Here is a 13,699-nt window from a genome sequence, read left to right on the forward strand (position 1 = left end):
ATTATCTAGCAGTTATGTGAAAGCAGGCCTGCTTTCGCTCATGTTTTATATAACATCTATTCTGTTCATGTAACTCCTTTAGAATTATAGCAAGTAGATGTTTTAGCTCATAATCATCTAAGGTACGTGGATCATTCATGTCCATTTTGTGAAACCTCTTCCAAGAGATATCAAATGTTGTCCCATACCTATGAGTACTATTTCGGGAGGCGTTAAGATTACCTCGGCTTAGTCCTCTAACATCTTCGTTAGTCCTCGTTACACTAGTGATGATAGGTTGGTATAGTGGAAGCGTATCCTTCTGCAACGCTTCAGTAAAGGCTCTTGAAATATCATCTAGTAATATGGCTGCTTCAGGTATGAGCAGAGGCATAGAGTGAGTAAGATTATCTAGTTTGAAGAGCTTGGAGTCTGAGATATTGATTAGATTCTTATTATTCATAAGTGTCTCTCTAGTGTCAGCAGGAGGGATACCAAGTCTAATAGCACTTTCGAGCTGAATATCATTCAGATCATTGAAGTCTCTATTAAAGCTACCTATATACCTGAATGGAGAGTGACGCTCCATTACGCTCATGGGGTAGGGATTCTTTGGTAATGGTTTGGGAGCAGCAACAAATGCCAAAATAGCCGCTAGTATCACAAGGGGAATGATGTAGCGAGTAAGATAGGGGGTCCAGTTGATAATATGGTGTGATATTTTTATACTATTCTTTTTTGAACTCATAGATGTTAAAAATATTTTCGACAATTCAATGGCAAATATACCGTAAAAAAACTTACCTTTGTGGAGGTGCATCCTAATTATTATAAGATGGACATTAATTAATTGATATGATAGAACAATCAAAACAGGATCGTCTCTTTCTTCGAGGTATTGGAACGGCATTAGTGACACCATTCAAAGAAGATAAGACGGTTGATTATGAGACTCTTGAGTCCTTAGTTGAGCGGCAAATCAATTGTGGTGCGGATTTTTTAGTCGCCCTAGGAACTACAGCAGAAGGACCTACCTTAAGCATTGAGGAGCAAGATGAAATTATTCGCACTTGTGTGAAGGTTAATAATGGTCGATTACCGCTCGTGGTAGGAGTCTCTTTTAATGGTACATTGAGAGCTATAGAGCGATTGAAGGAAATGCCTAAGGATGGTGTCGATGCGGCCTTGGTTGTATGCCCTTATTATAATAAACCGTCACAGGAGGGTTTGTACCAGCATTTTAAGTCTATTGCAGAAGCATCTCCACTACCGATATTATTATACAATGTCCCAGCTAGAACGGCTGTGAATATGTTACCAGATACGACCTTGCGTTTGGCTAATGATTGCCCTAATATTATAGGTATCAAGGAGGCTAGTGGTATTGTGTCACAGATTGATCTTATTGTGAAACGCCGTCCTCGTGACTTCTGTGTGCTTTCTGGAGATGACACAATCACGTTTCCTTTGATGACAATGGGCGTCGATGGTGTTATTTCTGTCATTGGTAATGCGTTTCCAGCAGAGTTCGGAGAAATGGTTCATTTAATCCAGAGAGGTGATGTTAAAGGTGCTCTTCACATTCATCATCTATTTAAGGAGTTATATTCATTGTTATTTGTTGATGGAAATCCTGTAGGAGTGAAATGTGCAATGGCTCATCTTGGCTTATTGAAAGAGTTTCTACGCTTGCCATTGGTCCCAATGCTTAGTCCTAATAGAGAGAAGATGCTTTCATTAATGCAAGAACTGTGTGAAGACGAGGAGATTAAGAAGCATTTGCCATTATGTGCTTCTTTGTCACAAGAATAATAGTATTATAATATTTATTAGATAGGAATTATTACTTTACAATGGGAAAAGGCAATAGTAACTTAAAATTTAGACTAATCATCATGAATTTCCTCCAGTTTGCCATCTGGGGGGCATGGCTGATTTCATTGGGGGCTTACTTGGGTGGAACACTTAATTATACAGGGGCTCAGATAGGATCATTCTTTTCGACAATGGGAATAGCGGCACTCTTTATGCCTACATTAGTAGGAATTATTGCGGACAAGTGGGTGCCGGCTGAGCGATTGATCACGATATGTCATCTTATTTCTGGTATTCTTCTTGTCTTTGCTGCTAATCAAACGGACTATACCATTCTTTATACCTTGATGTTATTGAGTGTTTGTTTTTATATGCCCACTCTGGGGCTGACTAATTCAGTGGCATTTGGTAAGATGGTTGCTGCTGGTATGGATACAGTGAAGGACTTTCCTCCCATTAGAGTATTTGGGACTATTGGCTTCATTGTAGCTATGTGGATTGTGGATATTGCAGGTTTTAAGATGAGTAACATACAGTTATATGTTGCGGCGATCTTTAGCTTTGCATTAGCTCTGTATATGCTGACTTTCAAACCGTCTCCAATTGTAAAGACTATTTCATCAGGAAAGCGCACCATGATGGAGAAGTTGGGCCTTCAGGCTTTTTCTTTGTTTAAGAAGAGACACATGGCTATCTTCTTTATTTTCTGTTTCCTTCTTGGTATCTGTCTTCAGATCACAAATACTTATGCTAATGATTATCTGACCAATTATTTTGGTCGTATTCCAGAGTATGCCAATTCTTTTGGTGTCAAGTATTCAGGGGTTTTGATCTCAATTTCTCAGATATCAGAGGCTTTGTGTATCTTACTTATACCATTTTTCCTTAAGCGTTTTGGAATTAAGACCGTGATGCTGATTAGTTTTTTAGCATGGGTTATTCGTTTTGGCTTATTAGGTGCCGGAAATCCTGGAGATGGACTTTGGATGCTTGTCATCTCAATGTTGGTTTATGGTGTGGCATTTGACTTTTTCAATGTCTCTGGGGCGTTATATGTAGATAAAAGTGCTCCTGTAGAATTGAGAAATAGTGCACAGGGTGTATTCTTAATGATGACCAATGGACTTGGCTCCTTCTTTGGTCCTTTACTAGCCAGTCGAGTAGTGGATCATTATAATAGTATAGGGCAGTATCCGATGGCATGGTATGTCTTTGCTGGATATGCGTTTGTCATTATGGTAGCGTTTTATTTTTTATTTCATGAGAAAAAGGAGGTAGCGAATGTATGATATTATAGACTTTCTGAAAAGTCGTAGAAGCGTAAGAGAATTTGATCAAAGTCGTGCTATCCCTGAGGACATCATTCAGAGGATATTAGAGGCGGGCGTAATAGCTCCTTCGGCAAAGAATAGTCAGCCATGGCACTTTTATATCTTGGAGAGTGAGGAGTCTAGAGATAATATCAGAAAGTGCTATACTAAGGAGTGGTTTCAGCATGTGCCTGTATATATCATGATTGTAGGCGATGAAGCTGCTAGCTGGACTTATGCTGATAAGCTGGCTAACACCGTATATACTGATGGTGCCATTGCTACAACTCATATGATGCTTGAGGCGTGGTCATTAGGCGTGGGGAGTACATGGGTGTGTGATTTTGACAGAGTGAAGTGTTGCGAACTTTTTGGACTAGAACTGGAGGTGAATACTCCACTCAATATTTTAGCCTTGGGTTACCCAAAAGACGATCCGAGAAAGCTTCCGCTTAGGCGTAAAGATTTCAATCAAATCGTTTCAAAATTATAAATATGTTAAGCGTCCAAAGGAGATAGTTATTCTATCAAATTTGAGACGCTTTTTTTTGAGTTTTAAATAAAAATAAATTAACATGAGAAAGTTATTAGTTGATGAGATAAAGCAGTTGGAGAAAAATCATTGTAAAGCTGAAGATTGGGAACGGATAAAAGTGGCTGAAGGTTTTACACCAGACTCATGTTATGCTGTTAGTTTTGCTGGAGATTGTACAATAGGTGATTTAAGCGGAGTTAAGTATAACGAATATGGAGTCGCGATAAACAATGGTATAAGTCATGCTTACTTGAATAATTGTAATGTTGGTAATCATACGTGTATCAAAGATGTAAATAATTTTATTTCCAATTATGATATTGGCGATGGATGTACTATTATCAATGTAAATACGATTGCGATGAAGGGAGAGAGTTCCTTCGGTATTGGCACTGAAGTGGCGGTGCTTAATGAAACCGGTGGTATGGAGGTACCTCTTTCTAGAAATCTAAGTGCCTCTATAGCCTATATGCTGACTTTGATGGGGCAGGATACAGAATTGAGAAGTAAGATTTATGACTTGGTGGATAAAGAGGTTACTGAAGTCAGATCTTCAAGAGGGACGATCGGGAATAATGTGACGATAAAAAATACAGATACTATTATTAACGCATGGATAGGTGACTGTGCATCCATAGAGAGTGCAACACTCCTAGAGAACTGTACCCTTTGTTCAAAGAAGAATGATCCGATATATGTAGGATATAGTGTCCAAGGTCGGAATTTTGTGGCTTCTGAAGGGACTTCATTGAAGGGTGGGTCAATTGTAGGACGTTGTTTTATCGGCCAGGCTACGGTATTAGACCATTTGTATTCTGCTCATGACTCTCTGTTCTTTGCGAACTGTCATTTGGAGAATGGTGAGGCTTGTGCTGTCTTTGCTGGACCATTCACAGTATCCAATCATAAGAGTAGTTTGTTGATCGCAGCACACTTCTCATTCCTTAATGCGGGTTCGGGGTCGAATCAGAGTAATCACCTTTATAAACTTGGTCCAATTCATAGAGGAGTAGTTGAGAGGGGTAGTAAGACTAGTTCGGACTCGTATGTACTATGGCCATCTAGAATTGGAGCTTTCAACTTAGTAATGGGAAGGCATGTTGATAATGTGGATACTACTGATTTCCCTTTCAGCTACATGATTGAGAATGACAATAAGACATTTTTGGTACCCGGTCGAAACCTATTGAGTGTCGGAACAATGCGTGATGCAAAGAAATGGCCAGCTCGTAATAAACGTCCAGAAGATAATAAGTTAGACTGTGTGAATTATAATTTGTTATCTCCTTTTACAGTAGGTAAGATGGAAGTAGCATACAAAAAGTTGAAAGGGTTATATGACTATTTAGGTGGTCATGATCATGTCTATGCTTACAATAACCTATTTTTTAGACCCACAAGTTTGAAAAAAGGGTTGCAAACCTATTGCTGGGGTATTGAGAAGTTTATCGGAAATTCATTGATTACGAGGATTTACAATAAGTTTGGAACTGGAGAAATCCCTAGTGTGGACGTTTTAAGAAATGCTCTTCTACCTGATCAAGATTTAGGAGATTGTGAGTGGATAGATATGAGCGGCATGATCGCTCCCTCTACGCTTGTCAGTGCTATCATAGATGATATTAAATCGGGTAAGCTCGATTCTATGGTCAAAGTTAATAGAGCTATTAGATCTCTTCATGAAAGATATTATGATTTGGAGTGGGATTGGTGTTTTTATCTCATGTGTAGATGGTATGATTTAAAGGGTGTAGAGGATCTTACCATCGACACTGTTATGCGTATTCTCAATGACTGGAATGATGCAGTACGTGCCATAGATAAGGCCCTATACGATGATGCTCGGAAAGAGTATAATATTATCGGAAGAGTTAATTTGGGAATAGCACTTGATTCTAATGATGAGTCGCATGATAATCAGGATTATGCTGATGCTGTGCTTGAAGGTTTCGAAGATAATGATATCGTACAGTCTGTTAAGGATCATGTGGATAAGAAGGATAAACTATATAAGAGAGTGAAAAAGCAGTTAAAGCCATTACTTTCAAAGTGATGCAATAGTTGTTAAATATAAAAGAAAGAAGGGTGAGTCCTAAATGGACTCACCCTTCTTTCTTTATATATGAGTTGGTTCTTACTTACTCATCTTCTCAGCGATAGCAGCTTGTGCAGCAGCTAGACGTGCGATAGGCACACGGAATGGTGAGCATGACACGTAATCAAGGCCTGTCTTGTGACAGAACTTCACGCTACTTGGCTCTCCACCATGTTCTCCACAGATACCACACTTCAATGATGGGTTAGTAGAGCGACCTCTTTCTACACCAAGTGCTACTAATTGACCAACACCTTCTTGATCTAGTACTTGGAATGGGTCAACCTCTAGAATCTTCTTCTCAATATAGATTGGTAGGAACTTAGCGATGTCATCACGAGAGTATCCAAAGGTCATTTGAGTCAGGTCGTTTGTACCGAAGCTAAAGAACTCAGCTTTCTTAGCAATCTCATCAGCTACTAATGTAGCACGTGGGATCTCAATCATGGTACCAACCTTGAAGGCAATACGATCGCCCATTTCTTCGAATAGCTTCTCAGCTGTTTCACGGATTACCCTCTCTTGGATCTCAAACTCCTTAGGAGTTCCGATCAAAGGAACCATGATTTCAGGCTTTGAGATAATGCCATCTTTCTTAAGCTCTAGACATGCACCTAGGATTGCACGAGTTTGCATCTCTGTGATTTCAGGGTATGTATTACCAAGACGACAACCACGGTGACCTAACATTGGGTTAACTTCCTGAAGGTTTTCGATTCGGTGCTTGATAATATCAAGAGATACGCCCATATCCTTAGCCATATCTTCCTGACCCTTATCGTCATGAGGTACGAATTCGTGTAGAGGTGGATCCAGTAGTCGAACAGTAACTGGGAAGCCATTCATAGCACGGAAGATACCTTCAAAGTCCTTTTGCTGAAGAGGAAGCAGACGAGATAATGCCTCACGGCGGCCTTCTTCATTCTCTGCAAGAATCATTCTACGCATAGCAATGATTTTCTCACCTTCAAAGAACATATGCTCAGTACGGCAAAGACCAATACCTGTCGCACCAAAGTCAACCGCTACCTGAGCATCATGAGGAGAGTCTGCATTAGTTCTAACTTTCATACGAGAGTTCTTATCAGAAAGCTCCATTAGCTTTTGGAAGTCAGGGTCTAACTTGGCTGCTTCTGTCGTAATCTTACCTTCATAGATAACACCAGTAGAGCCATTAAGTGAGATGTAATCTCCTTCATTGAACACTTTACCATCTACGGTTACTGTCCCTTCCTTATAGTTTATCTGAAGAGCACCAGCACCAGATACACAGCATTTACCCATACCACGAGCTACTACAGCTGCGTGAGAAGTCATACCACCACGTGCAGTAAGGATACCTTCAGCAACCTGCATTCCGGCTAGGTCTTCTGGAGATGTTTCATTACGAACAAGGATTACTTTTTCACCATTAGCAAATAGCTTAGCTGCATCTTCAGCGAAGAAGCAGATCTTACCATAAGCTGCACCTGGAGATGCTGGAAGACCGCGAGAGATTTCTACTGCATCCTTTTCTGCCTTAGGATCAAATACAGGGTGTAGAAGTTCGTCAAGCTTATTAGGCTCTACTCTCATCAATGCTTGTTCTTCAGTGATCTTACCTTCAGCTAGTAAATCCATTGCGATCTTTACCATCGCTTTACCAGTACGTTTACCATTACGAGTTTGTAGGAACCATAGCTTACCATCTTGGACAGTAAACTCCATGTCCTGCATATCTTTGTAGTGATTCTCAAGTTTGTGCTGAAGATCGTTTAGCTCATTGTAGATTTCTGGCATCGCCTCTTCTAGAGATGGCATTTCTTTAGCACGGTATTCTTCCGAGACATTTGCCATTTTAGCCCAGCGTTGAGAACCAATCTTTGTTATCTCTCTAGGTGTACGGATACCTGCTACCACGTCTTCACCTTGAGCATTGATTAGGTACTCACCATTGAATAGGTTTTCTCCTGTAGCAGAGTTGCGTGAGAAGCAAACCCCTGTAGCAGATGTTTCACCCATATTACCATAAACCATGGCTTGGACATTCACTGCAGTACCCCATTCTTCAGGGATATTTTCCATACGACGATAGATGATAGCACGCTCATTCATCCATGAGCCAAACACGGCACCAACAGCACCCCAAAGTTGATCATATACATCATCTGGGAATGCGTGACCTGTCTGCTCAAGTACTGCAGCCTTAAATCTCTTTACAAGATCCTTAAGGTTATCTACAGTTAGCTCAGTGTCAAGCTCTACATTATTCTCTTTCTTAACATCTTGAATGATCTGCTCGAAAGGATCAATTTCCTTTTTGTCAGTAGGTTTCATTCCTAGTACTACATCACCGTACATCTGAACAAAGCGGCGGTATGAGTCCCAAGCAAATCTAGGGTTGTTTGATTTCTTTGCTAGTCCTTCTACAGCCTTTTCGTTTAGTCCTAGGTTGAGGATAGTATCCATCATACCAGGCATAGAAGCAGGAGCACCTGAGCGAACAGAAATGAGAAGTGGATTATCCACACTCCCAAACTTAGCACCCATTAATTTTTCAATCTTTTCAATATTGGCTTCTACTTCTGGACGTAGTGTCTCGATAAGTTTTTCCTCACCTAGTTCGTAATATTCATGACAAACCTCAGTGGTGATTGTAAAACCTGCAGGCACGGGAATTCCGATAAGATTCATTTCTGCAAGGTTGGCACCTTTGCCACCTAGTAACATTCGCATGTCTGCCCTTCCTTCAGCGTGTCCATCGCCGAAGAAGTAAACTCTTTTTTTTGACATCTTTTTTAAGATAAATAGGGTTATTAATTTTATATGTTTATAAATTCGCTATGTCTTCTAGTCAAATAGTGGGTCTATTCCTTGTTCATCCTGAACAACAACTTCCTCATATGGGGTTGATACTCTACCATCATTAGACTTACAAGGATCCCTATATTCAGCTGGTATCTCAAACTTTAAGTCAGGTGAGATACCCAGTATATCAGCTCTTTTTTGAAGTTCCTTGTCGGCATACACTTTCTGGAAAAACTTCGCAACTATAGGTAGGGACATATTTGCCCCTTGTCCTAATCGTATGCCATCAAAGTGGATATCTCTATCCTCTCCACCTACCCAACAACCTGTGCTGATACGAGGTGTAAAGCACATGAACCAACCATCAGAATGATTCTGTGAGGTTCCTGTCTTACCGCCCATTTCAGATTGTATATGGTATCTTGTCCTTACACGACTACCAGTACCTCCATCCATCACATTTCGAAGCATATAGAGGGTCTTATAACTTGCTTCTGCTGGTAGCACCTCGTGAAGAATAGGCATAAATTCAGCAACCACATTGCCGAACTGATCTTCTATTCGTGTGACGTATAATGGCTCTGGCCTAATTCCTGCATTTGAAAAAGTACTAAAGCCTGTAACCATTTCCTGTACTGTGATATCAGGTGTTCCGAGACAAATAGACATTACTGGATCTATGTTACCTGTGATCCCAAAACTGTGTAGCAGGTCCACGAACGTGTAGGGAGACATCTGGCTCATCAGCCATGCTGTAGTCCAGTTGGAAGAGTTTTGAAGTCCCCAATTAATGCTCACCATTTCACCGATTCTCTTCGCTCCGACATTTTTAGGAGACCATATCCTACCATTCTCATCTGGGATGTGTGGCTGAACATGTAACATCATATTACATGGGGTGAATCCTTCATTCATTGCCATAGAGTACAGAAATGGCTTCATAGTGGAGCCTATTTGACGGCGTCCTTGAGATGCCATATCATATTGGAATGTTGAAAAATCCTGTCCCCCAACATAAGCACGTACCATACCACTCCTACTGTCCATTGCCATAAAGCCACTTCGTAAAAATTTCTTTTGGTAGAGAATGGAGTCTCGAGGAGTCATTACTGTATCTTTAACTACAGTAGTATAATGGTTGTCCTCTTTTGCGTAATCAAAGACGGACATAGCTGTCGGCTCATCAAAGCTTGCTAAGATTTCAGCTTTTGATATGCCCGCCTCCTGCATCGTCCTGTATCTATCGCTTTGAGTAATTGCTCTATCGATGATAGCTTTCATTTCCTCCTCAGAGATGCGATTGGAGAATGGAGCTCTCGAACGTCCTTTCTTTTCTTTGTCAAATGTTGGTTGGATCTCACCTGCTAGATGCTCTAGCATCGCTTCTTCAGCGTACTCTTGCATTTTAGAATTGATGGTGGTATAGATCTTCAGACCGTCAGTGTAGATGTTGTAATGGTCACCATTTGCTTTGGTGTTTTTATTACACCAACCATACAGCGGGTTATTTTCCCACTGCTCTTTATCTCGTTCATACTGCTCTAATTGCCATTCGAAGTAGTGGCTTTTATCTGGCTTTTGAGCCATCATTATTTTTCTAAGATGTTCTCTAAAGTATGGGGCAATACTTGCTCGATGGCTTTGGCGTTTGAAGTTTAGCTTGATGGGAGTCGCTTGTAGCTCTTCCTTTTCTTCCTTTGATATGTAACCTTCTTTAGCCATCAAGGATAGCACTACATCCCGGCGTTGTTTGCATCGTTCAGGGAACCTATTAGGATTATATAGCGATGGATTCTTGCACATCCCGACTAGCATCGCTGCTTCTTCTGTTGTGAGTTCTGCAGGTGTTGTATTAAAGTACGTTTGTGCTGCAGATTCTATCCCTACTGCTTGGTAGAGAAAGTCAAACTTATTGAGATAGAGTGTGATGATCTCTTCTTTTGTATAAAAACGCTCTAACTCCACAGCGATAACCCATTCAATAGGCTTCTGTAGAGCACGTTCGAAGAAATTATTTGCTTGTGGAGAGTATAGCTGCTTTGCCAGCTGTTGAGTGATCGTACTACCACCTCCAGACTCTTTCTGGCCAAGCAAGACCGTTTTGAATATAGCTCTGAATACCCCCCTAACATCAATACCAGAGTGTTTTGTGAAGCGTTTATCTTCTGTTGCAATTAATGCGTCAACGATTTGAGGTGAAAGCTCTTCGTACGTTACATAGACCCGATTGTTACCCTTTAGAGCAAATGCTCCTAAGACTTCTCCATCTTCTGAAATCAACTGAGATGCATACTTGTCAATAGGATTTTGTAAGTCTTCAATAGGGGGCATATAGCCAATCACACCATTGGCGATTAGTGCGATTAGAACAATCACGCTTAAAACACCTAACCCAAATAGGATCCAGAGCGTTGAAAGCAGAACCTTAAGCCATTTTTTCATATTTTATTTGTGAAGTTATTATGGCCTTCACTACAACCTTTCTTATACACTATTTATATGTAGTAATCTTCATTACTATGTACAAAGATAGTCATTTTGAGCTAATTATTCTAATATCTACTTGTTTTGTATGCTTTTAGCACCACACTACCTATCATGTCCGAGTGGGAGAACTCTCACATGTTATGGGGGCATGTAATAATATCGTAATAAAACCTGAATACCATAATTTAATGTGTGTAAAATGTATGTACATATGCTCAATAATGTTCATGGTGGAGTATATGATGTAATTTGAGAGAAAGAGTTCTCTATCTAACTCATAAAAGATTTTCTACCGCCCTGTTATTAGTCAATGAAGTCATATTTGAAGAAAATATAAGTCAAACATCTCTATTCCTGTGGTTCGTATAGTATAATAGGTATACGAAAATAAAGGAAGTAGGTCGGAGATGCTTAGTTCACCGACCTACTGGTTCAAATAAATATATAATAATATTTGGTTAAGTCATGAGATAATGCACCTATTTCATTCTTTTCCATTATCTTTTGAATTATTCTGCTCTAGAGGTAGCTTGAAACTGATGGGTAGTGTGTAACGACAACGAACTAGTTTACCTTTGTCTTTGCCAGGTTTCCATTTCGGCATAAGACCTACTATTCGCAAAGCTTCCTGGTCTAAAAGCTCATGAGCACCTTTTGCTATTGTGAGATTAGATACTGAGCCATCTTTCTCGATTATAAAGGACACAAATACCCTTCCTTCAATTTTTTGCTTAACAGCCTCAGCAGGATATTTAATGTTTTCACTTAACCAGGACATTAGTTCCGTCATTCCGCCGGGAAATTCGGGCATCTCATCTGTGTATTCAAAAACTTCTCCATCCTTTTTAGGAGGGTCCTGTCTAGTAGGTTCTTGAAGTTCGGATACAGGAGCAATGGTATTTATATCTTTTGAAATCATTTCGGTGTTGTTCTTTTCGCCATCCAATAAGATATCTGGAGCTGGTTTAGCATTAACGAGTTGCGTGCTAAATAGTAAAACAGCTGCAACAGGTATTGAGGTCAAGGCACACATGATGCCAGCCCATTTCTTTTCTTTTTTCTGAGTGTTCATTGTTAAAATTCTTTTTTTAAGGTTTTGTACTGAAAATGATAATAGTGGAAGCTCTAGGGATAGGCCTGTAACACCTTGTAAAAGGTGTAATTGATACCTTTTTTTGTCTAGTCCAGAGCTTAATACGCCTTCGTCTGCTAGATATTCAAGCGTATTGCGTTGATTGTGGAGCAAACTCCACGCAAAGGGATTCCACCACTGAAGTAGCTGCAGCAATACTCCGAGGGTAAGATCTCTATAATGTTTCTGTCGAACGTGCTCCAACTCATGGCATAATATAGAGTTCATGATGGAGTCATGAGCCATAGTACGATTAATGACAATACTTTTCCGATAGGTAAAGGGAGCTATTTTCTTATCTACTAGGTAGAGGGTTGCTTCGCCTTGTTTTCTTTTTTCAGCTCCCTTCAGTAAGCGACGCAACGTAATCCATCCTATTGCCAATCTTAGTCCGAGGATAAATAGCCCTGATACCCATATTATTAGTAAAGTGTTTTTCCACCATCCTAAGGTCCACATAGCGGATGTGATTGGCTCAGTAGCCTCCATCGCTACCAATTCTCTTTCGATGGTGTCAGGAGAAGGGGTATAGGTGATGGTGAAATTGGGCAGCATCATGCTCTCAAAGACGTCTTGTACGGGAGAGATAAGCGAAGAGAGTAAAGGAAGCGTTAAGCTGATGAGGATAGCAAAGATATAATACCAACGCTGAGCCTTAAGCATATTGCTACGCCTTAGGAATAGGATGTCTATTAAATAGAATAGGGCAATTCCTACACTAGACCATATTAAGTATCTAATAAGTGCCATAATTATTTTGTGCTATCGTTATCAATCATCTCAAGTATTTCTTTAATCTCTTCTCTGGTCAGTTTTTGCTCTTCTGCAAAGTAACTGACTAGATCCTTATAGGAGCCGGTAAAAAAGTTGGAGACGACGTACTTTAGCGTACGATTGGCGTAATCACGCTCTGAAACTTTTGGTGCAAAGACGTACCCTCTTTTTTTTCCAACTCTTTTAAGATATTTCTTATCTTCAAGCTTATATACCGTTGAGGCGATTGTCGTGTAGGGTAGATCATTATGTTTCATCTCTTTTATAGCATCGCTGATTTCCCCTTTGCCTATTATCCAGTAAGCTCGCATGATATCTTCCTCTTGAGGAGTAAGTGCGTTTAAAAAATTATTCTTTTCCATTTTGATCAAAATTTGGAGTTACGATTTATTCGTAGGCAATTTACGAATATTTCGGAGATAAACAAAGTTTTTCGCTCTTTTTCTACGATATTTTCGCAGAAGTACCTATAAAACATTGTCAGGATATGGTCTATTGATCTATAATATAGTTTCTTATCAAGATAGTTAATATGCTGTTTTCAAATAGATTTCTATGTACTAAAATCTTCTGTTACAAAGGAAGAGAGAAAATTCATAACCAAGGGGCATATCTCCATTTGTGTCGAAAATTAGTTTTAACTCACTTTTAGAGAAAGGTCTTTAAAATAGAATATTTATATGAAGTTGTAAGTTTTTTGCTGAGTGATGTATGCCCATACAATACTTAATTAATCTAATACTGTGACATCAGCTTCTCCCCTCTATCTATCATATTATTGAGGA

Annotated in this window: 9 protein-coding genes; 4 read left to right on the forward strand and 5 right to left on the reverse strand. The window is 39.8% G+C overall.

From position 1 onward, the window contains the following. Position 1 precedes the first annotated feature (1 nt). The gene (locus tag QYZ87_09075; GenBank protein MDN4754666.1) at positions 2-727 is read right to left on the reverse strand and encodes a DUF5715 family protein; all 726 of its coding nucleotides are present in this window, start codon (positions 725-727) and stop codon (positions 2-4) included. Positions 728-834: 107 nt separating this feature from the next. On the opposite strand from QYZ87_09075, the gene dapA reads away from it, so the two are divergent. The 4 genes from dapA to QYZ87_09095 all read left to right on the forward strand — a co-directional run bounded on the left by dapA (position 835) and on the right by QYZ87_09095 (position 5,692). Beyond that, positions 835-1,791, forward strand: a complete 957-nt coding sequence (dapA, locus tag QYZ87_09080) for a 4-hydroxy-tetrahydrodipicolinate synthase (GenBank protein MDN4754667.1) — start codon at positions 835-837, stop codon at positions 1,789-1,791. Between the two features lie 41 nt (positions 1,792-1,832). Further along, on the forward strand, positions 1,833-3,083 hold the full coding sequence (locus QYZ87_09085; protein ID MDN4754668.1) for a nucleoside permease: 1,251 nt from the start codon (positions 1,833-1,835) through the stop codon (positions 3,081-3,083). Further along, positions 3,076-3,597, forward strand: coding sequence for a nitroreductase family protein (locus QYZ87_09090; GenBank protein ID MDN4754669.1), 522 nt, complete (start codon positions 3,076-3,078; stop codon positions 3,595-3,597). The genes QYZ87_09085 and QYZ87_09090 overlap by 8 nt, the downstream gene beginning before the upstream one ends. 82 nt (positions 3,598-3,679) lie before the next feature. Then, complete coding sequence (locus QYZ87_09095) at positions 3,680-5,692, forward strand: DUF4954 family protein (protein ID MDN4754670.1); 2,013 nt, start codon at positions 3,680-3,682, stop codon at positions 5,690-5,692. Between the two features lie 81 nt (positions 5,693-5,773). On the opposite strand, the gene ppdK is transcribed toward QYZ87_09095, so the two are convergent. The 4 genes from ppdK to QYZ87_09115 all read right to left on the reverse strand — a co-directional run bounded on the left by ppdK (position 5,774) and on the right by QYZ87_09115 (position 13,276). Continuing rightward, positions 5,774-8,506, reverse strand: coding sequence for a pyruvate, phosphate dikinase (gene ppdK / locus QYZ87_09100; GenBank protein ID MDN4754671.1), 2,733 nt, complete (start codon positions 8,504-8,506; stop codon positions 5,774-5,776). Between the two features lie 57 nt (positions 8,507-8,563). Then, positions 8,564-10,963 carry a transglycosylase domain-containing protein gene (locus QYZ87_09105; protein ID MDN4754672.1) on the reverse strand — a complete coding sequence of 800 codons (2,400 nt, stop codon included), beginning with the start codon at positions 10,961-10,963 and terminating at the stop codon, positions 8,564-8,566. A gap of 529 nt (positions 10,964-11,492) precedes the next feature. After that, positions 11,493-12,890 carry a M56 family metallopeptidase gene (locus QYZ87_09110; protein ID MDN4754673.1) on the reverse strand — a complete coding sequence of 466 codons (1,398 nt, stop codon included), beginning with the start codon at positions 12,888-12,890 and terminating at the stop codon, positions 11,493-11,495. A 2-nt stretch (positions 12,891-12,892) separates the two neighbouring features. Then, on the reverse strand, positions 12,893-13,276 hold the full coding sequence (locus QYZ87_09115; GenBank protein ID MDN4754674.1) for a BlaI/MecI/CopY family transcriptional regulator: 384 nt from the start codon (positions 13,274-13,276) through the stop codon (positions 12,893-12,895). Between the last annotated feature and the right edge of the window lie 423 nt (positions 13,277-13,699).

This window comes from Porphyromonadaceae bacterium W3.11, assembly GCA_030434245.1.
Classification (GTDB): Bacteria; Bacteroidota; Bacteroidia; order Bacteroidales; family Porphyromonadaceae; genus Porphyromonas_A.